Genomic DNA, 23236 nt, shown 5'->3' on the forward strand with positions numbered 1-23236 from the left:
GCAAGAGTGATTTGCATGTGATCGCCGGGGCGATCAGACTGATGGCCTGATCGGTTGCCCCGGCATCATTCCGGTGACGAAAGGTAGTTGTCATGACCCGTGTTCCCGCATTCGTCCCAAGAACCGCCGCCATGCTGGCGCTGCTCACCGCGATACCCGGCTGCGGCGTCGCGGAAACCCGGACCGATCAGCAGATCCGGTTGCAACCCTCGCTTATTCAATGCGTAAAGGCGCCCTGCCCCACCTATGCCCTGAGTATCGGGACCGAAAAAAACTATATCACCGAATTGCCCGCGCTTGAGGGTTCGGCCGAGGATGTCGCAGCCGTCCGCAAGGCCTATGCCGATTTCACCTGCGTGGATATTGGCGGCACGTATACGCCGGCCACCGATGGGCAGGACGCACGGCTGATCGTCAACCGGATCATCGGATCCTGCTAGGCGCTTTTTCGGTGCCGCGATGCCCTGCGGCTGCGGTGATACGCCGCATGCGCGGTTTCTGACACCTGCCTGACATCCCGTCATGATTTGACATTCCCGGCATCCCCCGACAGTGCATGCATCAGGCTGCATCGGTCCGGATTGCGGCTGACGAGAATTGTGAAAGGAACGGCGAATGATCCGACGAAGCGTGGCAGTCCTGATAGCAACCGGGGTGCTTTGCGCATTGCCGGCAGCGGCGCAGATCGCCACGACGGGCGCAACGGCGGACGTAACGGCGGGCGCCACGCCGGGCACCCTGCCGCATGATCTGTCGCCATGGGGCATGTTCATGGCGGCCGATGTGGTGGTCAAGGCGGTGATGATCGGGCTTGCGCTTGCCTCGGTCCTGACATGGACCATCGCGCTGATGAAATTCGCCGAGATCCTTCGGGCCATCCGCACATCGGCGCGCATCCGGCAACAGATCGCCCGCGCCGGCAGTCTTAGGGCGGCGCTGCCGGTTCTGGACGGGACCGACGACCCGGTGGCGCGGATGCTGCGCGCCGCGTCGGACGAGGTTGCGGCGGGCATGCACGATCTGCCGCTGGCCGGACCCGAAGGCATCAAGGAACGCGCCGCCTCGTCGCTGGAGCGGATCGAGGCCGGCGCGCTGCGTCGTCTGGGCGCGGGCACCGGCCTTCTGGCCACGATCGGCGCGACCGCGCCCTTCGTCGGGCTGTTCGGTACGGTCTGGGGGATCATGAACGCCTTTGTCGGCATATCGAAGGCGCAGACAACCAACCTTGCCGTCGTGGCACCGGGCATCGCCGAGGCGTTGCTGGCGACCGCATTGGGTCTGGTCGCGGCGATCCCGGCCGTGGTCATCTATAATTTCTGCGCCCGCGGGCTTGCCGCCCATCGCAGCGGTCTGCGTGACGCGGCCGCGCTGATCGAACGCCTGACCAGCCGCGCGCTGGATGCGGCGACCGGCGGGGCACGCTGAGATGGGCGCCCGCATCCGCGAGCAGCGCGGCGATGATTTTGATGAACTGGCCGAGATCAACGTCACCCCTTTCATCGACGTGATGCTGGTGCTGTTGATCATCTTCATGGTTGCGGCGCCTTTGGCGACGGTCGATATCAACGTCGATCTGCCCAACTCCAACGCCACGCCGGCGCCGCGCCCGGAGACGCCGGTCTATGTCACCGTGCGCCCGGACCTGAGTGTCGCATTGGGTAATCAGGTCGTGCCAAAGGACGGGCTGGCGCAGGCGTTGCAGACCGCGACCGGAGGCGACACCGAAACGCGGCTTTATCTGCGCGCCGATCAGTCGGTGACCTATGGTGATCTGATGGCGGTGATGAACGCGATGCGGAACGCGGGCTTTACCCGTATCGGCCTTGTCGGGGTCGAGGTGCCGGGGTGAGCAGCTGGCGGCAAACGGCATGGATCCTCTGCGCCTGCGTGGCGCTTGCCGGTCATGCTGCCGTGGGTGCATTGATCCTGCGGGTGGCGGATTCCAGCGCCTCCGCGCCGGCAACCCCGATGATGATCGACCTTTTGCCGCCCGAACCCATCACCGTGCCCGAACCCGCCTTCGCGCTGACCACGCCGCCGCAGATCACCCCGGACCCGGTGCCCGACGTGGCGGTGCCGACGCCCGATATAAAGGTGCCGGACCCGGTGATGGAGGCTTTGGCCGGGCCGCCGGATTTCGAGGTCCCCGCCCCTCCTTCCGACATCCGGGTGCCGGATCCGCTGATGGAGGCGTTGACCGGACCACCTGATATCGAAGTGCCGGACCTGCGCGCCTTGGCCAACCTGTCGCCCCCCAAACGCCGCCCGGATCGGCCCCGGCCCAAGGTCGAACAACAGCAACCCAAGCCGAGCAGGCAGCAGACGCAAAAATCGCCCGACAGGGTCGAACCGCGCCGCCCGCAAACGCAACCGGCCGCCGGGCAACCCGCCGTGAAAGCGGCGGGATCAGCCCCGGGGGGCGTCGCCAAGGTTTCGGCGCGGGCGATCAATGACTGGCAGGCGCGGGTGCGGCAGCGTGTCAACGCCCATATGACCGGCGCCTCGGTGCGCGGGCGCAACCTGACCGGCACGATCACGATCCGGATGTCGGGTGACGGTTCGGTCATTTCGGCCGCGCTTGGGCGCGGAACCGGCAATGCCCGGACCGACCAAGAGCTTTCCCGGCGCGCCCAAAGCATGCCCCGCCGCCTGCCGGCGCCCCCCGACGGGCGCCCCCGCAACCTGACCATCCCGTTTCGTCTCAGATAACCGGCGAGGTCGTCAGGGATAAACCCGGTCCAGCGCGCCCGATGCGATCAGGCTGTCGGTGGTCACCAGCGACAATTCCTGCAACTGGACGGCGCGACAATCGTCAAGAGATTGTTCATATTGGCAATATCTGTGTGCCTCGAGCAGATCGCCCAGCCGTGGATCAAGGGTTTTCGGGTCTTTCAGAAGCGCCCCCAGACGGGTGGGCGCACCCAGAACGATACCCGCATTCAGCGCGCTTTCATAAGCCAGTTCCGCGCTGTAAAAGGCCCCGTTCGCGAACAGGAATTGCTTGTCCTGCGGCGCGCCGTAGGCAATCGACAGCGCGAATTTCGCCATCGGCCCGGCGACCATCAGATCGGCATTCGGATCATAGCCGGGGTTCAGATCACGCGGCCGGTAAACCGCGTAGTCGTCAGGCGAAAGCCCTTCGGTGTAGGCGTAAAGCATATCCTCTGTCACGCCTTTTTCAGGATCGACAAAGACCACCCGCGGGCCGCCGCTGCTTGGTCGCAAAATCCCCACCGAGGCCCAACGCAGGCCAAAGCTGCGTTTCAGGGCATCGTCGATCTTATTGACGTCATTGCGGAAAATAAGGTCACCTGGCCGCCAGTCCCAAGCCGCTTCCGCCATCATCGCGGCATAATCCGGCTGCTCGGCGCCGGGTTCGGGCAAGCCGCCATCCTGCCCTGCCGCCGGAGCGGCCAGAGCCCAGGCCATGAAAACCGAGATTACCATGGCATTCGTGGCATGGCCCTTGCCGCTGGTGATCATCCGGCCCCCCGCAATTTTTCGGTCCTTGCCACAACGGCCGCGCCCGATGTCATAAGGGCCGCGACGGATCGCGGCCCTATTTGTTTTGCCCCTGCGATCAGGCCTCGGGTGAGGCGTCCGGCGCGTCGGGGGCGGCGTCATCGTCGCCCTTGTCGGATTTGGCTTTCGACGCCTTCGCGGCCGAGCCATTCGCTTTGGCCGCGGGTTTCTCGGCCTTGGCGGGCTTGCCCACGGTCAACTTGTAATCGCCGTCCGCAACCGTGACATCGACGGTGCCGCCCTCGCTGACCTCGCCGCCCAAAAGCATCCGCGACAAAGGTGTTTCGATGTCCTGCCGGATCAGGCGGCGCAACTCCCGGGCGCCGAATTCGGGCTTGTAGCCTTCGTTCGCCAGCCGTTGCAGGGCGCGGTCGTCGAATTTCAGCGTGATCCCCTGCCCCAGCGCCAGCCGCTTGACCCGCTCGAGCTGCAACTCGACGATGGTGCGGATCTGCTGGCGGTCGAGCGCGTGGAAGACGATGATCTCGTCGATCCGGTTGATGAACTCGGGGCGGAAATGGTGGCGCAACACCTCCATCAACTCGCCCTTCAGCCGCTTTTCGTCCGCCTCGGTCGTGCCGCGACGCTTCATCTCTTCCTGAATCAGGTTGGCGCCAAGGTTCGAGGTCGCGATGATGATCGTGTTGGTAAAGTCGATCACCCGGCCCTTGCCATCGGTCAGCCGGCCATCGTCAAAGACCTGAAGCAACACGTTCGCGACGTCGCCATGGGCCTTTTCGATCTCGTCCAGCAGCACGACGGCATAGGGCTTGCGCCGCACCCGCTCGGTCAGCTGGCCGCCCTCGTCATATCCGACATAGCCGGGCGGCGCGCCGATCAGGCGGGCGACGGTATGCTTTTCCATGTATTCGGACATGTCGATGCGGATGATCGCATCCTCGTCGCCAAAGACCGAGGCCGCCAGCGCCTTGGCAAGCTCGGTCTTGCCGACGCCGGTCGGGCCGAGGAACAGGAAGGACGCGATCGGCCGCGAGCCTTCGCGCAGCCCCGCGCGCGCCAGCCGGACGGCGTCGGACACGGCGCGCACCGCATCGTCCTGACCGATGACCCGCATATGCAGGGTTTCTTCCATCTTCAGCAGCTTGGCGCGTTCCTCGGTGGTCAGTTCCGACACCGGGATACCGGTCAGCTTGGCGACGATCTGGGCGATATCCTCGACCGTCACCTCGTCCGAGCGGGACCGCCGCTGACTGCGCCAGCTTTCTTCGGCCGCGTCCAGCCGCTTCTGCGCCGCGTCGCGCCGCGCGGTGATGTCCTTTTCGCGCGCCTCGTCATTGCGGGACTTGGCATAGTCGAGCTCGCGCCCCAACTGCCGCACCTCGGCCTCGGCCTCCTGCACCTCGGGCGGGCGCGAGGTCGTGCCCATGCGCACCCGCGCCGCCGCCTGATCCAACAGGTCGATGGCTTTGTCGGGCAGGAAACGGCCAGTGATATAGCGGTCGGACAGATCGGCGGCGGCGTTGATCGCGCCGTCGGTGATTACCACCTTATGGTGCGCCTCGAAGGTGTCGCGCAACCCGCGTAGGATGATGACGGTCTGGTCGACGGTCGGCTCGGGCACCATGACCGGCTGGAAGCGCCGTTCAAGCGCCGCGTCCTTCTCGATGTATTTCTGGTATTCGTTCAGCGTCGTCGCGCCGATCAGGTTCAGCTCGCCCCGCGCCATGGCCGGCTTGAAGGTGTTGGCGATGTCCAGACCGCCCTCTTGCGAGCCGGCGCCGACGATGGTGTGCACCTCGTCAATGAACAGGATCATGTTGTCCGAGGCCGCCTTGACCTCTTCCAGCACCTTCTGGACGCGCTCCTCGAATTCACCGCGATATTTGGCGCCGGCGACCATGGCGTTCACGTTCAGTTCGACCAGCCGCTTGTTGCGCAGGGTTTCCGGCACCTCGCCAGCGACGATCCGCTGGGCAAGCCCTTCGATGATCGCCGTCTTGCCGACGCCGGGTTCACCGATCAGCACCGGGTTGTTCTTCTTGCGCCGGGCCAGAACCTCGATCGTGGTCTCGATCTCGCGCGCCCGCCCGATCACCGGGTCAAGCTTGCCGTCGCGGGCGAGCTTGGTCAGGTCGCGGCCCATCTTGTCCAGTTCGGGCGTGTCCGAAGGGCGATCGACCTCGCCCGATTCCGCGCCCTTGCCGACCACCTTGGCGATCTGCTGGCGCAGGGCCTGCGGGGTCAGCCCGTATTTCCTGAGGATGTCGGCCGCCATGCCCTCGCCCTCTTCGGCCAGACCGACCAGCAGATGTTCGGGGCCGACATAGGAATGGCCCATGTCGCGGGCCGCGGCGAGCGCGCGGCTGAGCGCGTCCTTCAGCCGCGGAGTGACCCCGCGATCCTTGGATTTGTCCGAGCCGTCGCCGCGCGGGGCGTTTTCGTCGATGAAACGCTTCAGATCGGCCGGATTGACCTTGACCTGCTCAAGGATCGCGTTGACCACATCCGCATCGGCCAGCGCATACAGCAGGTTTTCGGTATCGACATCGCTGCGGCCGCGGTCCTGCGCGTGGCGCGCCGCCTGTTGCAGCATCTCGGTCGCGCGTTCGGACAGCACATCGGTGATGTCCACGGTCTCGCGCGGGCGGCGCGGGCCCATGCTGAAATCATCGTCGTCGCCCTGCATCTCCTGCATCATCGAGGAAAACAGCGGATGATCGGAAAACAGCGATTCGAACGGCGAGCGACTACCAGCCTGCCTTGCCCGCAAGCGATCATAATCCTCCTGACACAGCTCCAGCGTCTGGCGGCGCCCGTTCACGCTTGCCGCGACGCGCACCGTCGCCGGACGTATCCCGCAAATATCGCAAATTCCGTCGCTCATCTCGGTCCTCCATTTTGAAGCCTGGCGATTCAAGACAGTCGGGCAGAATTCCTGACGGCCCTGCGGCCGCGTCACCCCGCCAAAGCGGTGTAATCCGAAACGGTCCGGGATCGTCACCGCCCTATAGGGCAACCCGAACGCGAAAGCCGGGATTTGTCAATGCGGGTAAACGACCAGCCTGCGCGGTCGGGCGGACGGCGCGCGGTGGCAGCGCGGCAAACTGACCCGCCGATCTTGCCGCATCCAAGATCCGCATGTTGTCAGCGCGGGGTCGGGCCAAGATAACCTGATGGTTTCATGGCGGGTCACTGCGCGGCGATGGTGGCGCACGCCAGCGACACGGTCGTCATGCGGTTGAATGTGAATAAATTGCGCAGGGGATGGGGCTGACGTCGAAACTTCTCCCCTTCTGACCGCCCCATCGGCGCTCAAAGCGCAACGTGAGCGAGGCGCGTCCGGCTATGCAAAGATAAGGGCGCGAGGCCATGTCATCGGCGCGCTGCGGGCGGGAACCGATGTCGCGACCATTTTAGTCGACGCCGACCTGCGTAGCCACGACCACGAAAACCTGTCCATCGCCGGTTCCTCGATCTTCCCGACTTCGGCCACGGCGAATCCCGCACTGACCATCGCCGCCATGCCCTGCGGCTGGCGGGAACAATGAAGGCGGCGATGAAGGCGTAAGGGCCGCCGCTTCGCGGTCCGGTGCCGGATCAGTCCTCGGACCCGGCCTGCAGGCTGAACAGCATCCGATGTTGTTGCGAGGCGCGGATGTGCTGGCGCGCGGCTTCTTCAGCACCCTCGCGGTCGCGGGCGACAAGCGCCCGCACGATGGCGCGATGCTCCTCGGCCGCAGCCTCGGCCCGGCCGCCCCGGTCCAGAAGGCTGGGCAGCAGCGACATCGTCAGGGTCAGTTGCGACAGGCTGCGCAGCAAATAGCGGTTGTGCGCCGCAAGCATCATCAGCCGGTGAAAGCGTTGGTTGATCTCCAGCAGCGTGGACGGATCGTTCAGCGACACGGTTTCCTTGTTGATGAGCTCTTCGAGCATCGACAACTCGATGTCGCTTGCGCTTTGCGCCGCAAGCCGGGCCGAGGCGCCCTCAAGGATCTCGCGCATGAAATACAGCTCGACCACCTGCTGATGATTGAGCTCGGTGACCACCAGCCCACGCCGCGACTCGTTCGTCAGAAGGCCGTCCGCCTCGAGCCGGGCCACCGCCTCACGGACCGGCGTGCGCGAGACGCCGAAACGTTCGGCCAGATCCGCCTCGGTCACCCGGTCGCCTACGCGAATGGTGCCGGCGGTGATTTCCTTCCGCACCAGATCATAGATATGCGAAACCAGATCACCCGAGGCCAAAGCGACACGCGCCCGGGCGCGCGAGATGGGTTCGACTTTGTTCTGGGCCATGTGATGCCGGTTCCTCGGTGTGAACATACTGATTACTCACCCCGTTATAGGCAGAGCGCGGCAATTAAGACAATAACGGCCGCGCGGCCGGTTACCGCGTCAGGCTGTCCGGGCCAGCATCCTAAGCCGGATCGCAAGCCCTTCGACGATGTGCCGGCGCGCGGCGCGCTCGGCCCGCGCGCCATCGCGGGCGGCGATGGCTTCGACGATCTCCTCATGCTCGGTCTGGGCGGCCGACAGGCGCCCGGGTTCGTCGTAGGTCGAACCTGACAAGAGGCCAAGGTGAACGCTCAGATTGCGCAATGCCTCGATCATATAGCTGTTGTGTGATGCCTGCACGATCTGGCGGTGCAGCAGCTTGTTGCGCTGCGCGAGCCGGGTGCCGTCGGTCGTGCGTCGATCCTCGGCCACCATGTCGTGCAAAAGCGCGATCTCGGCGCCCGAGGCATGCGATGCGGCCAGCCGGGTCGCCATACCCTCCAGCCCTTCGCGCACCTCGAAAAGCTGGCGCAGCCGGTCATAGCTGATCTGGGTGATGATCAGCCCGCGGCGCGGACCCTGCTGGGCCAGACCCATCGCGTGCAGCCGGTGCAGCGCCTCGCGGACCGGGGTGCGGCTGATGCCGAGGCGCTCGGCCAGTTCGGTTTCGCGCAACCTGCGCCCGGGGTGCAATTCGCCATTTTCGATCAGCGCCAGCAACTGATCGAAGGGGCTGGGACGCGCCAGAGCCGACCTGGGGTCGTCTGCCTCCGCGCTCATGCGGTCAGCCTTTCGAAGCCGCGGCGAAGCTCGTCCATCAGGTCGGCCGGATCCTCCAGCCCGACATGGATACGGACGGTCTGGCCGCCCGGGTTCCATTCCGTCGCGGTGCGATAGACCGCGGGGTTGCTGGGCACGATCAGGCTTTCAAACCCGCCCCAGCTCGACCCCATGCCGAACAGCGAGAAGCCGTCGAACATGCGCGCCAGCGCGTCACGATCAACCGATTTCATCACGAAGCCGAACAGGCCCGAGGCCCCGGTGAAATAGGTTTTCCACAGGTCATGGCCGGGGTCCTGCGGCAGCGCCGGGTGCATGACGCGCAGAACCTCCGGCTGCTGCAGAAGCCAGTTCGCGACCTCGATACCGCTGGTGTGATGCTGTCGCATCCGCACGCCAAGGGTGCGCAGACCCCGCAGGGCAAGATATGCGTCGTCCGAGCTGATGCAGATGCCGAAGCGCAGATAGGTTTCCCGCAGCCGGTCGTATTGCGCTGCGCTGCAGGCGATGGTGCCCAGCATCAGGTCGGAATGGCCCGATATGTATTTCGTGCCCGCCTGAACGGAAATGTCCACGCCATGCGCGATCGGCTGGCTGAAATATCCACCGCTCCAGGTGTTGTCGATCGCGGTGGTGACGCCGCGCGCGCGGGCGGCGCCGGCGATCGCCGCGATATCCTGAACCTCGAAGGTCTGTGAGCCGGGGGATTCCATCCAGATAAGCCGCGTCTCGGGGCGAATCAGCTCCGCGATCCCGGCGCCGATGGCGGGATCGTAATAGGTGGTGTCGATGCCGAACTTGCGCAGGGTGAATTCACAGAACTTGCGGGTCGGACCATAGGAACTGTCCGAGACCAGGAAATGTGCGCCCGGCTCGGCATAGCTCATCAGGACGGTGCTGAGCGCACTGACGCCCGAAGGCGCGAGCAACGCGCGATCGCCCCCTTCCAGCGCGCAGATCGCATCCTCCAGCGCATGCGTGGTGGGCGTGCCGCGGCGGCCATAGCGCAGCTTTGCCCCTTCCTTGGCGTCCAGCGCCGCGAGATTCGGAAACAGAATCGTCGAGGCCCGGTAAACCGGCGTGTTGACCATGCCGAAATGCTGCCGGGGGCTGCGCCCGCTATGGGTCACACGGGTATCGAGACCAAGTTTTTCATCGTTCATGGCATGGCTTTCCTGCAGCTTTGTTGCGTGTTGCATACTCTGAAGTTCAGTTGTATACAATGGTGTATAAATGTTGATACGGCGGGTCGCCAACCCGGCGTCCGAACAACAGAGCGAGGAGGAAACAATTGAATAGCGTGAAAACTGCCGGTCTATCCGCGATCGTGGGACTTGTGCTTGCCGGCGCAGGTGCCTCGGCCGCCATGGCCGAATCGGGCGACACTCTCGCCGCCGTAAAGGCGCGGGGCGAGTTGCTGTGCGGCGTCCACCCGGCGCGCCACGGCTTTGCCGCGCCCGACAGCCAGGGCAAGTGGAGCGGCTTCGAGGTCGACTTCTGCCGCGCGCTGTCCTCGGCGATCTTCGGCGACCCGGAGAAGGTCCGCTTTGTCGCCCTGTCCTCGCAGCAGCGTTTCCCGGCGATCCAGTCTGGCGAGGTCGACGTGCTGGCCCGCAACGTGACGGCGACGCTGGGCCGCGACACGGCGCTTGGCCTGAACTTCGCCCCGCCGATCTTTTACACCGGAACCGGCTTTCTGGTCCGCGTCGAGGACGGAATCGAAAAGGTCGAGGATCTTGATGGCGCGGTGATCTGCATGGCCCCCGGCTCGACCACCGAACGCAACGTGGCGCAGATCTTCGCCGCGCGCGGCCTGACCTATACGCCGGTCGTGATCGAGAACAACAAGCAGTTGGTCGACGCCTATGTCACCGGCCGCTGCGACGCGCTGACAAAGGACAAGGCCGCGCTTCCGGGCGTGCGGGCCTTCGACACCCAGGATCCTGCCGCCCACGTCCTGCTGCCCGGCATCTATTCCAAAGAGCCGCTCGCAATGGCCGTCCGTCAGGGCGACGACCAGTGGTACGATCTGGTCAAATGGGTCACCTATGCGACCTTCAACGCCGAAGAACTGGGTGTCAGCCAGGCCAATGTCGACGAGATGAAAACCTCCGACGACCCCGACATCCAGACCCTGCTGGGCGTGATCGGCGACAACGGCACCAAGCTCGGCGTCGACAACGCCTGGGCCTATAACGTGATCAAGCAGGTCGGGAACTACAAAGACATCTACATGCGTCATTTCGGGCCCGACAGCCCGGTCGCGCTGGACCGCGATCTGAACAGGCTGTGGAACGACGGCGGCATCCTTTACGGCCTGCCGATGCAGTAATCGCTGCAAGCGTCATCGACGCCGCCCGCACCCGGCAACCGGCGCGGGCGGTCCACTTCCTTTCGACGACCCTCGGGGACAACGCATGACCGATGTCACGCCGGCCAGAGGCGGGAAACCTCCTGCCCGAAGCCTGAAGGATTTACTCAACAGCGAAGGTTTTCGCGCCACGATCTATCAGGTCGCGCTGGCCGCAGCCGTCGTCCTTCTGGGATATTATCTTTACCATAACGTGGTCGAGAACCTGCACCACCAGAACATCGCCACCGGTTTCGGCTTTCTCGGCCAGGTGTCGCAGTTCGAAATCGGCGAAAAGCTGATCCCCTATTCGCCCCGCGACACCTATGGCCGGGCCTTGCTGGTCGGGTTGCTGAACACGCTGACCGTCTCGGCGGTCGGCATCGTGGTCGCCACGATCATCGGCTTTTCGGTCGGCATCGCGCGCGTGTCCAGCAACTGGCTGCTGCAGCGGATCGCGCTTACCTATGTCGAGATCGTCCGCAACATCCCGGTCATCCTTCAGGTGATCTTCTGGGCCGCCGTGATCCGGAACCTGCCCGCGCCCCGGCAGGCGATCGACCTTTTCGGCTTCGGCTTTATCAGCAACCGGGGGCTTGCGATCGCGGTTCCCACCGCCAACGCCGCCTATCCGTGGATGGGTCTGGCGCTGCTGGCCGGCATCGTCCTGACCGTCATCGCTGCCAGGATGGCGCGCCGTCATCGCGAAAAGACCGGCAAATACATCGACATGCTGTGGCCCGGGCTGGCGCTGATCCTGGGCCTGCCGCTGTTGGTATGGCTCGCCTTCGGCGCCCCCTTTGCGCTCAGCATTCCCGAGCGCAAGGGCTTCAACTTCGCCGGCGGCGCGACGGTCAGCCCCGAATTCGTCGGTCTCATGCTCGGCATCTCGCTTTATTCCTCGGGCTTCATCGCCGAGATCGTGCGGGCCGGCATCCAGGCCACCCCGAAGGGCCAGATCGAGGCCGCGCGGTCGATCTCGCTGCGGCCGCGGTTCATCCTGCGCCATGTGGTGCTGCCGCAGGCATTGCGGGTGATCGTGCCGCCGCTGACCAGCCAGTATGTCAGCCTGATCAAGAACAGCTCTATCGCCGTCGTGGTCGGCTATCCCGATCTGGTCAACATCGGCAACACCGTCATGAACCAGACCGGACAGGCCGTCGAAGCCATCGCCATCATGATGGTGGTCTATCTGATCATCAGCCTGATCACCTCGACGCTGATGAACGCCTACAACCGCCTCGTCGCGATCAAGGAGCGCTAGTCCATGGTCGAGCTTTCCCAAACCACCGCCCCTGCGCCCGGGGCCTACGATCCTGCCGCCCGGATGAACTTCGGCGCATGGCTGCGCCGCAACCTGTTCAGTTCCGTCTGGCAGACCATCCTGACCCTGGTGATCGCCGCCGTGGTGTTGCGCTTCGCCTGGTTCGTGCTGGACTGGGGCATCATCAACGCGGTCTGGTACACCTCGGACCCCGAAGACTGCCGCGCCGCGACCGGCGCCTGCTGGGCGGTGATCGCCGAGAAACACCGGCCGATGCTGTTCGGTCTCTATCCCTACGACCAGCAATGGCGGCTGGTCATCATGATGGTGATCTATCTGGCCACTGTGGTGATCTCACTCTGGCCGCGGTTCTGGAACCTGCGCGTGCTGGTGCCGCTGTGGATCTTTGCGGTCCTGTCGATCGGCGTGCTGATGTTCGGCGGCGTATTCGGGCTGCCCTATGTGCCGACTTCGGAATGGGGCGGGCTGCCGCTGACCATGCTGCTGTTCACCGGCACGGTGCTGATCGGCATGCCCATCGCGGTCCTTCTGGCGCTTGGCCGGCGCGCGCCGCTGCCCGTCGCGCGGGGTGTGTCGGTAGTCTTCATCGAGGCGCTGCGGGGCGTGCCGCTGATCACCATCCTGTTCGTCGCGGTGAACGTGTTTCCGCTGTTCCTGCCCGCGAATGTCGAGGTGAACAAGCTTCTGCGCATCACCATCGGCATCGCGATCTTCTTTGCCTGCTATCAGGCCGAGGTGATCCGCGGCGGCCTTCAGGCCATCCCGCGCGGCCAGTACGAGGCCGCGCAATCGCTAAGCCTGAGCTATTGGCAGATGACGCGGCGGATCATCCTGCCGCAGGCGCTGCGGATCAGCCTGCCGGCGATCACCAACCACATCATCGCGGCGATGAAGAACACGTCATTCGTCATTATCATCGGGCTTTTCGACATTCTGACGGCCACCACCGCCGTCATGCAGGATCCGCTTTGGCGTCAGTTCTATGTCGAGGCCTATCTGTTCGTCGCCGCCATCTACCTGTTCTTCGGCTACGCGCTGTCCCGTTATGCGCGGCAGGTCGAACACTGGATCGCCGAAGGACGCATCTGAAGCGGCATATGGGAAGGAAACACATGACCGACACCACCGCCTCCACCCTGGCCCCGCCCGCCACCGCGCCCGCTGCCGCGGCCTCGGCCACCACGACCTCCTCGCCGGGGGACAACATCATCTCGATGCGCAACGTCTCGAAATGGTTCGGCCAGTTCAAGGTTTTGCAGGACGTCAGCCTTGACGTGAAGAAGGGAGAGCGCGTCGTGGTCTGCGGTCCCTCGGGGTCGGGCAAGTCCACGCTGATCCGCTGCATCAACCGGCTTGAGGTGCATCAGGAAGGCCAGATCTTCGTCAAGGGTCTGGAACTGACCGACAACGTGAAGAACATCGACAAGATCCGCCGCAATATCGGCATGGTTTTCCAAAGCTTCAACCTGTTTCCGCACCTGACGGTGCTGGAGAACCTCACGCTCGGCCCGATGCTGACCCGGCAGATGAAAAAGGCTGACGCCGAGGATCTGGCGATGCATTTCCTGCGCAAGGTGCGCATTCCCGATCAGGCGCGCAAATACCCGCTGCAACTGTCGGGCGGCCAGCAGCAGCGGGTTGCGATCGCCCGGTCGCTGTGCATGGAGCCCGAGATCATGCTGTTCGACGAACCGACCAGCGCCCTTGACCCCGAGATGATCAAGGAGGTTCTGGACACGATGATCGAGCTTGCGGAAAGCGGCATGACGATGATCGTCGTCACCCACGAGATGGGCTTTGCCCGCACCGTGGCCGACAAGGTGATCTTCATGGCCGACGGCAGCATCGTCGAAAGCGGCACGCCCGAGGATTTCTTCGGTGCCCCGCGCGAGCCGCGCACCCGCGCCTTCCTGGACCAGATCCTGAAGCATTGACCAAAGCCCGGCCCGCGCCATCCGCGGACCGTATCCACAGACAGGAGATTTCCGTGACGTCCCTGACGCATCAACTTGCGGCCCGTGCCGCAGGGCTGACCTTTGCCGATCTCAGCGATCCGGCCCGCGACTGGGCGACCCGGGCCTTTGCCGATACCGTCGCCTGTGGCATCGCTGGCGCGACCGAAGAGGTCGTTCGGCTAGCGGCCTCGGTCCTGACGGCAAGCCCGGGCCCCTCGGCGCTGCTCGGCCGCGCCGGACGGCTGCACGAACTCGATGCCGCGCAGATCAACGGCATTTCGGCGCATGCGCTCGATTTCGACGACTGCAATCTGGAAATGGACGGCCATCCCTCGGTTTCGATCGTGCCGGCCCTTCTGGCGCTCGGCGACCGGCTGGACGCGAACGGGGCCGATCTGCTGACGGCCTATGTCGCTGGGATCGAGACCGAAATTCGCCTCGCCCGCGTCTCGAACCCGGCCCATGCCGACCGTGGCTGGCATCCGACGGTGACCTTCGGCGTGATCGGCTCGGCCGTCGCCTGCGGACGCCTTCTGGGTCTCACGCCCGAGCGCATGGCCGTGGCCATCGGCATCGCCGCTTCCTGCGCGTCGGGACTGCGCGCGAATTCCGGCACGATGACAAAGCCGCTGCACGCCGGGCAAGCTAACCGCAACGGCCTGCAGGCGGCGCTGCTGGCCAATGCCGGCTTCAGCGCCAACCCGGCCGTGCTGGAACACAAGTTCGGCTTCATGGCCGCGTTCAACGGGATCGTTCCCGAAAACACCGATAAGGCACTGGCGGGATGGACAGAGGATTTCGCCCTTCTCTCGCCCGGCATCGCGATCAAGCAATACCCCTGCTGCGCCTTCATCCATTGCGCCATCGACGCCGCGGCCGAACTGCGGCCAGAGATCGAGGACGCGGCCATCGAGGCGGTCGACGTCACGCTGCACCGCAAGCGCCTGAAGAACATCGACCGGCCTGAACCGAAGGACGGGCTCGATGCGAAATTCTCGACCCAGTACCTGACCGCGCGGGCCTTGCTGACTGGCACCGTCGGCTTCGCCGATTTCGAGGGCAACAGCGTCTTCGATCCCGCGACCCGGGCGCTGTCAGCCAAGGTCCGGCTGGCGGCGCATGACGAGAATGACGTGTCGCTGGGGCGCGTCGAGGTCGCCCTGACCGACGGCCGGCGCCTGTCGGCCAGCGCCAGCGTCGCCATGGGGCGCGGTCCGGCCAACCCGATGACGCCGGCCCAGTTCCGGGCAAAGTTCGACGACTGCACCCTGGGCATCCTGGGCACGAAGACCGCCGAGCGGCTTTTCGCCGCGCTGATGGACCTGTCCGGACAAGGTTCAATCCGGCGGCTAAGCGCGTTGATGCAGCCAGAGGCGGTCAACCTGCCCCCTGAAAATCACGATGCCGGACTGCGCAGCGGCCACGAAGAAAAGGTGAAATGATGTCCCTCTCACGCGAACTTGCCAAGCGCGTCGTCGCTTTGGACCCGGCCGGCTTCGATCCCGAGGCGGTGAAATGGGCGCGCAACGCCATCGCCGACATGATCGGCTGCACCCTGCTTGGGGCGCGGAGCGAGACCACCGAAGCGGCGCTGATGCCCGACATCTACGGTCCCGGTCCCTGCCTTCTGCTCGGCCGCAAGGAACGGCTGGGCATGCTGGACGCGGCCTTCGTCAACGGCACCGCCGGTCACGCGCTCGATTACGACGATACCTCGAAATCGCTGTCCGGCCATCCTACCGTCATCATCATCCCCGGCCTTCTGGCGCTTGCCGAGGCACAGGGCGCGTCGGGCAAGGAGCTGACAGACGCCTATATCATCGGGGTCGAGGCCGCGACGCGCTTTGCGCGCGGCGTCAACTTCCAGCACTACGAAAAGGGCTGGCACCCCACGGCAACTCTGGGGATCTTCGGCGCAACCGTCGCGGCGTCGGTCATGCTGAGGTCAAGCGAGGCGCAGATCGCCAGCGCGATTTCCATCGCGGCCTCGCTGGCGTCGGGGATCAAGGCCAATTTCGGCACGTCGACCAAGCCGCTGCATGCCGGAATCGCGGCGCGGAACGGGCTTTTCGCGGCGCTGATGGCGTCGAAGGGCGTGAACGGCTCGCCGGTCGCGCTGGAACATCCGCAAGGCTTCCTTGAGGTCTTCAACGGCGCGGGCAACTATGATGCCGACCGTATGCTGACCAACTGGGCCGAACCGCTGGATCTGCTGGCGCCGGGCATCTCGATCAAGAAATACCCCTGCGTCTACAGCGTCCACGGCGCCATCGACGCGGCGATCGCGCTTCATGACGGACAGGTTCCGGACAGCGCGGCGGTCACCGATGTGCTGGTCCGCATGCATCCCCGCCGCCTGCTGCCGCATGTGCGAAATCCGGCGACCAGCGCGCTGAACGCCAAGTTCTCGCTGCCCTATGCGGTATCGCGCGGGCTGGTCAACGGCGCGGTGCTGCTGGAGCATTTCGAGGATGCGGCTCTGGGCGACCCCGAGGTCACCCGCGTCATGGGCCTGATCCGCATGGAACCGCATGACGACGACAGCAATGATTACGGCGCCGAGGTGGTGGTGACGCTTCGGGACGGAACCACGTTGAGCCAGTCGATCGCCGCGCCGCTGGGTCGTGGTCCCGAAGCCCCGTTGCCGCAAGAGATGCTGGAGGCAAAATTTACCGACTGCGCCAGCCGCAGCCTGACCGACGCAGGCGCGGCCGAGGTATTCGATCTGCTGATGCGGCTGGACCGGCTGCCCCGCGCCAGTGATCTGACCGACGCCGTCGAAGCCGCCACGCGCTGAATCCGGAAGGAATGAACGACATGAGTTTTGCACGCGAACTCGCCCGCCGGGCGTTGTCGATACGATCCGAAACCGCACCCGCCGAGGCCGCCCATATCGCCCGCCGCGCTTTCGCGGACACCATCGGCGTGGCGCTGGCCGGCGCCGATGCCCCCTATCTCGATGGGCTCGAGGCGGTGCTGGACACCGCCTCCGCACCCGGTCAGGCGACGCTGTGGGGTCGCGGCCGCCGCGCTTCGGTCTTGCATGCACCGCTGGTGAACGGCACCGCCGCCCATGCGCTTGACTTTGACGACTGCTCGACCACCATGGGCGGGCATCCCTCGGCGCCGGTCGTGCCCGTGGTTCTGGCGCTGGCCGAATGGACAGGCGCGACAGCCGGCAAGGCGATCGAGGCCTGGATGACCGGGGTCGAGGTCGAGACCCGTCTGGCGCGCGGGCTGTTGCCCCATCATTACGAAAAGGGCTGGCACCCGACCGCGACCCTTGGCGTATTCGGCGCCACCGCCGCCGCCGCGCGGATGTTCGACTTTGACGAGGAACGGATGGCCACCGCGCTGGCCGTGGCGGTCTCGATGGCCTCGGGGCTGAAGTCGAATTTCGGCACCCCGGTCAAACCCCTGCACGTCGGCCAGGCGGCCCATAACGCTGTCATGGCGGCGCTGGTCACGCGGCGCGGCATGACCGCCAACCCCGAGGCGTTCGAGCATAACTACGGCTTCTTCAACCTGTTCAACGGCGCCGGCACCTATGACGCCGAGGCGATCCTGCGGGATTGGGACGGGCCGATGGAGGTTCTGGACCCCGGCATCGCGATCAAGCAGCATCCCTGTTGCGGCTCGGCCCATTCGGCGATTGACGCCGGGCTTGACATCGTCGCGCGCGAGGGGCTGCTGCCGGCCGATGCCATCGAACGGATCGAGACCAGCACCCACGACCGCCGTCTGGCCCATACCAACCGCCCCGACCCGCGGACCGGGCTCGACGCCAAGTTCAGCGTGCAGTTCCTGACCGCCAAGGCGCTGACGACGGGGCGCATCCGGCTGGCCGATTTCGATGACGCGAGCTTCCTGACGCCCGAGCTGGCCGATCTGCTGCCGCGCGTCGCCGCCTCCGGGCATCAGGAACGCGACGCCTATCTGGGCCGGGTGCGGGTGGTGATGAAGGACGGCCGCGTGTTTGAGGGCAGCGCCTCGACCCGCTTCGGGCGCGGACCGACGAATCCGATGTCGGACACAGAGCTGCGCGACAAATTCACCGACTGCGCCACCCCGCTTCTGGGCGAGGCCGGCGCTGGCGCCGCCTATGACGCGATTCTGTCGCTGGGCGATGACGACCGGTTCGACGGCATCATGGCGATGATCTCGGGCAAGGGGGATACGGCATGATCCGGGTCTTTGGGCGCCGCAATTCGTCGAACGCGGCCAAGGTGTTCTGGCTGCTGGACGAAATCGGCCAGGATTACGAGCTTGTGCCGACCGGGCGAGGCTTTGCGCCCACCGACACGCCCAAGTTCCTGGCGATGAACCCGCACGGCAAGGTGCCGGTCCTGCAGGACGGTGATGCGGTCGTGTGGGAATCGAACACGGTACTGCGCTATCTGGCCTCGCGGTTCCGGGCCGCCGGACTGTGGCCCGACGATCTGGCGCTGCGGGCGCGGGTCGACGGCTGGATGGACTGGGCCTCGATCTCGCTGGCACCGCCGCTGACCCGGTTGCGCAAGGCGCGCGCGGCCGGAAAGGTCGAGGATGCGGATCTGCCCGCCGTGATCGCGGCCTTTGCGCTGCTTGACGGCCAAATCGGGCGGACGGGGGCCTTCATCGCCGGGTCGGCCCTGTCGCTGGCCGATATCACGGCCGCGCCCTCGGTCCATCGCTGGTCGTTGTTGGCCGGCGATCGTCCGGCGCTGCCGAACCTTGATACCTACGCCGCGCGGCTGGACGCCTTCCCGGGGTATCGCCGGCACATCGCCAGCCTGAACTGACGTCGACGAGACACTCGCGTCCAGTCTGACGATGCGAGGGCAGTTCGCAGGGCTAAAGTCCCGCTGGACCGTGCCTAGGGCGTTGTGGCGGGATGGCGTTTTTATACCGATCGAGGAAGGTGTCGGTTTTCAAGCTTTCCCGGTTCGGCCCGGCGCGCAGGCGTATCATGATGAAAAAATGGCCGAGCCCGTGCGCTGCAGCCATGCCGCGAGTCAGCAACTCGCCCATGATCCGCCGCCGGCGCCTTGCCTGACCGCGCCAGATTTCCACTATCCTGCCCTGACCGTGTTCATCGTTGTAGTCAAGGAAGTAGAGAAAGCCAGTTTCAGAATAAATTCCACAGCAAAAGCGATATGTTATATGGAGATCTGGCGGACCGAAGCCGACGACACAGAGAACTTCATCTACGCTATAGCCCGCCAAGATTGAGGCCCGAGGCAGTGACTGCCATCATCCAAGCCTACATCACGCTGAATGCAGTGCCCAAGTTCTTTGTTTTCCCTCGCATTGGTCGGTACGCGGTTATCCCACCGTCCTGCGAAACCTTAATTCCTAACCCTAATCTGGCGATCGTTTTGGCTGCCGCCGTACGACCTCCGCCGGTGCTTCCTCCGTCGATCTTGAGGATGGCCCCCACCGCAAGCACCTCGCCTTGATGGTTTATGACTGTCGCGCCGTCGATCGCTACAAGTTCCTGTCGGAGCGTCCTTTCAAGATTGTGGAATTCTCGCCCTCGGATAATTTTCGATATCGTTCTGGCTTTGTCAGACAGACTAAGCGTTAGTCGATCATGTTCCGAGACCATTCCTTCCCACGACCGTCCCGCACCGGCGCCTATGACCCCCAGGCATGCTCCCGTTCTGGCGAACGAAGCATCAAGGGCGGTTTCATAAATTGCGCGCCGGATAGTTTCGTTCTTCGGCACGCCCATTTGACGAATGACGGGATCATGTGTAAGGAAGTGCCAGACGCCACCTCGCCTCGCAAAGAGAAGCTGGCCGTCCCGGAAGGCAAGTATCTCTCCCAAGCGATTAAGCACCACGGCAACGCGTCCATCTCTCTTCCGGGTCCATTCTGCGATAGCTGCGTGTCGCCACGGGCAGGTTCCGTTTCCCGATACGCTTGGCTCCAAAACTTCATGCCGAGCAAACCGCAGTTCACCGTCGAAGACCAAGAGCGTATCGAACCCGTTCGAAAGCACGGCACCGAAGTCGTTCCTCGTCACTGAGGCGAGTGAGATTGTCGATGAGCCGTGGTTCTCTGGGTCAAGACCAATGGCACTGGCTATTGGTGCTCCCTCGTAAAGGCGCGTCCCCCACAAAGCCATCTGGTCGATGACTGCAAGTAAATTCTTTGCTTCCCCTCGTTCCGCTAGCGCGTGCGCGACGACACGACGCTGGAAAGTAGAAAGCAAATCGTCTTTAAGATCGCCTTTCAACGCTTGAGACATCCCTCCAAGGATCTCGACGAAAGCTTCGATCACCCTGGTTTCGCGTGCGGGATCGCGTGTCTTTGCAAAAGGCTGATCTCGGCGGAATTGCAGTCTGTAGGCGTCGGCACGATGAACCTTGTAGCCAATCACCTGCGGGTCCAGAAAGGCGACCAATTTGTCGGAACTAGAAGAAGACTGTGTGGTAGAGTTGATCGTCGCGCCGGAGAAGAACGGTAGAAGGTATTTTTCGGAAATCTCTCGCAATAGTGCTTCGTCCATATGCTTTGGTGATCTGACCCTGATGCTCAAACCTATCCCTCCGCGCATTGGTACCGTTGTCGAAAGAGCTATCGCCGCGCTTTCCGTCCTGTCAATCTTCAAGCGCCTCTACGACGCTATTGAAGCCGGTTCACTCGATCCGGCCGAGTCCTCGCTTGGCGTGCACATCGCCGGCCTCACGGCGCTTCAGGATCGGGCGCGGGCCGATGCGACGCGGATCGAAGCCATGCTCGCAAACTCCACACACCAGCGCCTCACCGGGGCAGCCGTGCGGGAACTGGCGAGCGAAACATGCACCCGAATCCGGCTTGGAAAGGGCGGCTATCGGCGGGAACACGTCAGGAATCGGCGTTCCCGGTTTTATACTGAAGTGGCGGAGAGGGTGGGATTCGAACCCACGGAACCCTTGCAGGCTCAACGGTTTTCGAGACCGCCCCGTTCGACCACTCCGGCACCTCTCCGCGCTTTTGGGTGGTGAGGCGGGGATTTAGAGTGGTGGGGGTTGAAGCGCAAGGGGCTTTCGGTGAAAAATCGGGGCCAGTCGGGTGCAAGGCTTGCCGCGTGCCATAATGTCACAGCTCTCGGGTCATCCGGCGGGCGGGAAAGGAAGACCAAATGGCGATGCTGGATCCGGTGCGACGTAACAGCGGCAGAGCCCGGCGGACCGCTGCGGCCTGCGCCACGGCCGCGGCCCTGGTGTTTACCGGCGTTCCCGCCTTGGCCGAGATGCCGGGGCAGTTGCCCGGCCATGCCGCGGGTCAGGCGGCGGGCCAGATCAAGTCGCAGGCCGGCGAGATCTTCGACACGCTTCAGATCGACAAGGTCATGCCCATCATCTCGCAAGAGACGGTCGCCCAGGGGGATGAGCTTGCCCAGTCGCTGTTCGGCGCGCCATCCGACAACGGCTGGCACGGTCGGGTGCAGCAAATCGCCCAGACCGAGCGGCTGAGCGCGATTTTCCGCAGCGGGCTGGAAGAGGGGCTGGCGCGGATGACGACGGCTGACCGCGCCGCGCTGGGGCGGGCGATGCGCTTTTTCCGGGCGCCGCTGGGCCAGCGGCTGCTGTCGGTTGAAACCTCGGCGCGGCAGGCGCTTTTGTCCCCCGATGCCGAAACCGCCGCACAGGCGGCATGGGACCGCGCCGCCGACCGTGGCGATCCGCGCTGCCAACAGATCCTGCGCCTGATCACCGCGGCCGATCTGGTCGAGCCGAATGTCGCCGGCGGGCTCAACGCGGCCATGGCCTTCACGCGCGGTTTCTCGGCCGCCGGCGGTTATCCCGAGCCGGTCAGCGAGGAGCAATTGCTGGCCGATGTCTGGCAGCAGGAACCCGATATCCGCGCCGAAACCCAGACCTGGGCGCAAAGCTATCTGATGCTGGCTTACGGCCCAATCAGCGACGCCGAGCTTGACCGATATATCGCGTTTTCGCAGACATCCGACGCAAAGACCCTGACCGGGCTGATGTTTCAGGCCTTCGACGTGCTGTTCGTCACGACCTCGCGCGATATGGGCATGGCCGCGGCCGGGCGGATCGCCGGCACCGATATCTGAGGGGACGACATGCCGAACTGGCGGATCAGCGGCGCCTTGGCCGCGGCGGATGTGCGCGCCGCATTGGGCGTGAACGAACAGGCCGCCGGCCCCGATGCATGGGCGTTCACCGGCGCCCCGGGACCGGCGCTGGCCGCTGCCTTGGGTGAAACCACCCTGCCCGACGGCAGCCGGCTGATCGGGGCGGAAAACCCGGATCTTGCCGCGGCGCTCGCGGCAGAGATCCGGGTCAACCCGGCGGTGGCGGGTCAGCGGCTGGAGGCGCTGATCGCGGCGGCGGCGGCGCGGATGCGTGCGCAAACCGATCCGCTGCCGCCCGACGGCGGTCTTTTGCCGCCGCCGGATCCGGGAAATGTCACGCTGATCCGGCGCCGCCAGCCCTATGCCGGTTTTTTCACCGTCGAAGAGCATCGCCTGACCCATCTGCGCCATGACGGCGCCCCCACCCCGCCGATCGACCGAAGCGTGTTCCTCAGCGGCGATGCGGTCGTGGTGCTGCCTTGGGACGTCGCCCGTGACCGGGTCATGGTGATCGACCAGTTCCGCGCCGCCCCGGCCGCGCGGGGGGACCATCAGCCCTGGCTGGTCGAGACCATCGCCGGGCGCATCGACGGCGTCGACAACCCCGAGGACACCGCGCGGCGCGAGGCCTTGGAAGAGGCCGGGCTGACCCTTGGCCGTCTGGTCGCCGGGCCGAATTGTTACCCCAGCCCGGGCGCGGTCGGCGAATATCTTTACACCTTCATCGGCGCGGCCGATCTGCCCGACGACGCGGCCGGATTGGGTGGGCTGGAATCCGAGGCCGAGGATATCCGCACCCACATCCTGCCCCGGGCCGAACTGACCCGGATGGCGCTGGACGGCGTGATCCGCAACGGCCCGCTGGTCATGCTGGCGCTGTGGCTGGAGTGTTCACAAACCCGCGTGCGGGCGGCACTTGCCGGTTGAAGCAGGGGCGCACCGCCCGGCGCCGCCCGGCCAAAGGGTTGAAGCCGCCTGCCCGCCCGCGTAAGCGTTTGCCTATGGACGGGATCCCTGGCCGAAGGCCAAGGGCGGCCCAG

The 23236-nt window shown here is 65.0% G+C and carries 22 protein-coding genes and 1 tRNA gene; 16 read left to right on the forward strand and 7 right to left on the reverse strand.

What is annotated here, in order from left to right:
- Positions 1-92: 92 nt before the first annotated feature.
- The 4 genes from ACFSCT_RS16200 (at position 93) to ACFSCT_RS16215 (ending at position 2709) form a co-directional block, all read left to right on the forward strand.
- Positions 93-440: a hypothetical protein gene (locus ACFSCT_RS16200; protein ID WP_379144483.1), complete on the forward strand. Its 348-nt coding sequence runs from the start codon at positions 93-95 to the stop codon at positions 438-440.
- Positions 441-615: 175 nt separating this feature from the next.
- A complete protein-coding gene (exbB, locus tag ACFSCT_RS16205) occupies positions 616-1425 on the forward strand; it encodes a tonB-system energizer ExbB (RefSeq protein ID WP_379144484.1) in 810 nt (269 codons plus the stop codon).
- Position 1426: 1 nt separating this feature from the next.
- Positions 1427-1849 carry a TonB system transport protein ExbD gene (exbD, locus tag ACFSCT_RS16210; protein WP_379144486.1) on the forward strand — a complete coding sequence of 141 codons (423 nt, stop codon included), beginning with the start codon at positions 1427-1429 and terminating at the stop codon, positions 1847-1849.
- Positions 1846-2709 (forward strand): TonB C-terminal domain-containing protein, encoded by an 864-nt coding sequence (locus ACFSCT_RS16215; RefSeq protein WP_379144488.1) that lies wholly within the window; start codon positions 1846-1848, stop codon positions 2707-2709. The genes exbD and ACFSCT_RS16215 overlap by 4 nt, the downstream gene beginning before the upstream one ends.
- A gap of 12 nt (positions 2710-2721) precedes the next feature.
- On the opposite strand, the gene ACFSCT_RS16220 is transcribed toward ACFSCT_RS16215, so the two are convergent.
- The gene (locus ACFSCT_RS16220) at positions 2722-3483 is read right to left on the reverse strand and encodes a peptidoglycan peptidase (protein ID WP_379144489.1); all 762 of its coding nucleotides are present in this window, start codon (positions 3481-3483) and stop codon (positions 2722-2724) included.
- Positions 3484-3580: 97 nt separating this feature from the next.
- Entirely contained in the window at positions 3581-6367 is a 2787-nt protein-coding gene (locus ACFSCT_RS16225; protein WP_379144491.1) for an ATP-dependent Clp protease ATP-binding subunit, read from the reverse strand.
- Between the two features lie 469 nt (positions 6368-6836).
- Between ACFSCT_RS16225 and ACFSCT_RS16230 the strand changes: the two genes are divergently transcribed.
- Entirely contained in the window at positions 6837-7031 is a 195-nt protein-coding gene (locus ACFSCT_RS16230) for a GMC oxidoreductase (RefSeq protein ID WP_379144724.1), read from the forward strand.
- 49 nt (positions 7032-7080) lie between these two features.
- Here the strand turns inward: ACFSCT_RS16230 and ACFSCT_RS16235 are convergent, their stop codons facing one another.
- The 3 genes from ACFSCT_RS16235 to metC form a co-directional block, all read right to left on the reverse strand.
- Positions 7081-7779 (reverse strand): GntR family transcriptional regulator, encoded by a 699-nt coding sequence (locus ACFSCT_RS16235; RefSeq protein WP_379144493.1) that lies wholly within the window; start codon positions 7777-7779, stop codon positions 7081-7083.
- A 99-nt stretch (positions 7780-7878) separates the two neighbouring features.
- Positions 7879-8538, reverse strand: a complete 660-nt coding sequence (locus tag ACFSCT_RS16240) for a GntR family transcriptional regulator (protein WP_379144495.1) — start codon at positions 8536-8538, stop codon at positions 7879-7881.
- Positions 8535-9701, reverse strand: coding sequence for a cystathionine beta-lyase (gene metC, locus ACFSCT_RS16245; protein WP_379144498.1), 1167 nt, complete (start codon positions 9699-9701; stop codon positions 8535-8537). The genes ACFSCT_RS16240 and metC overlap by 4 nt, the downstream gene beginning before the upstream one ends.
- Positions 9702-9838: 137 nt before the next feature.
- Here metC and ACFSCT_RS16250 point away from each other — a divergent pair, with 137 nt between their 5' ends.
- The 9 genes from ACFSCT_RS16250 to ACFSCT_RS16290 all read left to right on the forward strand — a co-directional run bounded on the left by ACFSCT_RS16250 (position 9839) and on the right by ACFSCT_RS16290 (position 19339).
- A complete protein-coding gene (locus tag ACFSCT_RS16250) occupies positions 9839-10870 on the forward strand; it encodes an amino acid ABC transporter substrate-binding protein (protein ID WP_379144725.1) in 1032 nt (343 codons plus the stop codon).
- Between the two features lie 85 nt (positions 10871-10955).
- Complete coding sequence (locus tag ACFSCT_RS16255; protein WP_379144500.1) at positions 10956-12152, forward strand: amino acid ABC transporter permease; 1197 nt, start codon at positions 10956-10958, stop codon at positions 12150-12152.
- A gap of 3 nt (positions 12153-12155) precedes the next feature.
- The gene (locus tag ACFSCT_RS16260; RefSeq protein ID WP_379144502.1) at positions 12156-13262 is read left to right on the forward strand and encodes an amino acid ABC transporter permease; all 1107 of its coding nucleotides are present in this window, start codon (positions 12156-12158) and stop codon (positions 13260-13262) included.
- Positions 13263-13387: 125 nt separating this feature from the next.
- The gene (locus ACFSCT_RS16265) at positions 13388-14107 is read left to right on the forward strand and encodes an amino acid ABC transporter ATP-binding protein (protein WP_379144726.1); all 720 of its coding nucleotides are present in this window, start codon (positions 13388-13390) and stop codon (positions 14105-14107) included.
- A gap of 53 nt (positions 14108-14160) precedes the next feature.
- Positions 14161-15570, forward strand: coding sequence for an MmgE/PrpD family protein (locus ACFSCT_RS16270; protein WP_379144504.1), 1410 nt, complete (start codon positions 14161-14163; stop codon positions 15568-15570).
- Positions 15570-16925, forward strand: a complete 1356-nt coding sequence (locus tag ACFSCT_RS16275) for an MmgE/PrpD family protein (protein ID WP_379144505.1) — start codon at positions 15570-15572, stop codon at positions 16923-16925. Before ACFSCT_RS16270 ends, ACFSCT_RS16275 begins: the two co-directional genes overlap by 1 nt.
- A gap of 20 nt (positions 16926-16945) precedes the next feature.
- Complete coding sequence (locus ACFSCT_RS16280; RefSeq protein ID WP_379144507.1) at positions 16946-18313, forward strand: MmgE/PrpD family protein; 1368 nt, start codon at positions 16946-16948, stop codon at positions 18311-18313.
- Positions 18310-18909 (forward strand): glutathione S-transferase family protein, encoded by a 600-nt coding sequence (locus ACFSCT_RS16285; RefSeq protein WP_379144509.1) that lies wholly within the window; start codon positions 18310-18312, stop codon positions 18907-18909. The genes ACFSCT_RS16280 and ACFSCT_RS16285 overlap by 4 nt, the downstream gene beginning before the upstream one ends.
- Positions 18910-19087: 178 nt before the next feature.
- Positions 19088-19339: a hypothetical protein gene (locus ACFSCT_RS16290; RefSeq protein WP_379144510.1), complete on the forward strand. Its 252-nt coding sequence runs from the start codon at positions 19088-19090 to the stop codon at positions 19337-19339.
- 31 nt (positions 19340-19370) lie between these two features.
- Here ACFSCT_RS16290 and ACFSCT_RS16295 read toward each other — a convergent pair whose 3' ends face one another.
- Both ACFSCT_RS16295 and ACFSCT_RS16300 read right to left on the reverse strand, forming a co-directional pair.
- Entirely contained in the window at positions 19371-20621 is a 1251-nt protein-coding gene (locus ACFSCT_RS16295) for a hypothetical protein (RefSeq protein WP_379144513.1), read from the reverse strand.
- A gap of 371 nt (positions 20622-20992) precedes the next feature.
- Positions 20993-21082, reverse strand: a tRNA-Ser gene (locus ACFSCT_RS16300).
- Between the two features lie 154 nt (positions 21083-21236).
- Between ACFSCT_RS16300 and ACFSCT_RS16305 the strand changes: the two genes are divergently transcribed.
- Together ACFSCT_RS16305 and ACFSCT_RS16310 are read left to right on the forward strand one after the other, a co-directional pair.
- Positions 21237-22175 (forward strand): hypothetical protein, encoded by a 939-nt coding sequence (locus ACFSCT_RS16305; RefSeq protein WP_379144516.1) that lies wholly within the window; start codon positions 21237-21239, stop codon positions 22173-22175.
- 9 nt (positions 22176-22184) lie between these two features.
- Positions 22185-23123 carry an NUDIX domain-containing protein gene (locus ACFSCT_RS16310; RefSeq protein WP_379144518.1) on the forward strand — a complete coding sequence of 313 codons (939 nt, stop codon included), beginning with the start codon at positions 22185-22187 and terminating at the stop codon, positions 23121-23123.
- Positions 23124-23236: the final 113 nt, after the last annotated feature.

Source organism: Paracoccus pacificus, assembly GCF_042680785.1.
Lineage (GTDB): Bacteria > Pseudomonadota > Alphaproteobacteria > Rhodobacterales > Rhodobacteraceae > Paracoccus > Paracoccus pacificus.

What these genes read in the sequence shown, in the direction of transcription:
- ACFSCT_RS16200 (WP_379144483.1), top strand. Translation starts at nt 93, where the DNA reads ATGACCCGTGTTCCCGCATTCGTCCCAAGAACCGCCGCCATGCTGGCG.
- exbB (WP_379144484.1), top strand. Translation starts at nt 616, where the DNA reads ATGATCCGACGAAGCGTGGCAGTCCTGATAGCAACCGGGGTGCTTTGC.
- exbD (WP_379144486.1), top strand. Translation starts at nt 1,427, where the DNA reads ATGGGCGCCCGCATCCGCGAGCAGCGCGGCGATGATTTTGATGAACTG.
- ACFSCT_RS16220 (WP_379144489.1), bottom strand. Translation starts at nt 3,483, where the DNA reads ATGATCACCAGCGGCAAGGGCCATGCCACGAATGCCATGGTAATCTCG.
- ACFSCT_RS16225 (WP_379144491.1), bottom strand. Translation starts at nt 6,367, where the DNA reads ATGAGCGACGGAATTTGCGATATTTGCGGGATACGTCCGGCGACGGTG.
- ACFSCT_RS16235 (WP_379144493.1), bottom strand. Translation starts at nt 7,779, where the DNA reads ATGGCCCAGAACAAAGTCGAACCCATCTCGCGCGCCCGGGCGCGTGTC.
- ACFSCT_RS16240 (WP_379144495.1), bottom strand. Translation starts at nt 8,538, where the DNA reads ATGAGCGCGGAGGCAGACGACCCCAGGTCGGCTCTGGCGCGTCCCAGC.
- metC (WP_379144498.1), bottom strand. Translation starts at nt 9,701, where the DNA reads ATGAACGATGAAAAACTTGGTCTCGATACCCGTGTGACCCATAGCGGG.
- ACFSCT_RS16255 (WP_379144500.1), top strand. Translation starts at nt 10,956, where the DNA reads ATGACCGATGTCACGCCGGCCAGAGGCGGGAAACCTCCTGCCCGAAGC.
- ACFSCT_RS16260 (WP_379144502.1), top strand. Translation starts at nt 12,156, where the DNA reads ATGGTCGAGCTTTCCCAAACCACCGCCCCTGCGCCCGGGGCCTACGAT.
- ACFSCT_RS16265 (WP_379144726.1), top strand. Translation starts at nt 13,388, where the DNA reads ATGCGCAACGTCTCGAAATGGTTCGGCCAGTTCAAGGTTTTGCAGGAC.
- ACFSCT_RS16275 (WP_379144505.1), top strand. Translation starts at nt 15,570, where the DNA reads ATGTCCCTCTCACGCGAACTTGCCAAGCGCGTCGTCGCTTTGGACCCG.
- ACFSCT_RS16280 (WP_379144507.1), top strand. Translation starts at nt 16,946, where the DNA reads ATGAGTTTTGCACGCGAACTCGCCCGCCGGGCGTTGTCGATACGATCC.
- ACFSCT_RS16285 (WP_379144509.1), top strand. Translation starts at nt 18,310, where the DNA reads ATGATCCGGGTCTTTGGGCGCCGCAATTCGTCGAACGCGGCCAAGGTG.
- ACFSCT_RS16290 (WP_379144510.1), top strand. Translation starts at nt 19,088, where the DNA reads ATGGCCGAGCCCGTGCGCTGCAGCCATGCCGCGAGTCAGCAACTCGCC.
- ACFSCT_RS16295 (WP_379144513.1), bottom strand. Translation starts at nt 20,621, where the DNA reads ATGGACGAAGCACTATTGCGAGAGATTTCCGAAAAATACCTTCTACCG.
- ACFSCT_RS16305 (WP_379144516.1), top strand. Translation starts at nt 21,237, where the DNA reads ATGGCGATGCTGGATCCGGTGCGACGTAACAGCGGCAGAGCCCGGCGG.
- ACFSCT_RS16310 (WP_379144518.1), top strand. Translation starts at nt 22,185, where the DNA reads ATGCCGAACTGGCGGATCAGCGGCGCCTTGGCCGCGGCGGATGTGCGC.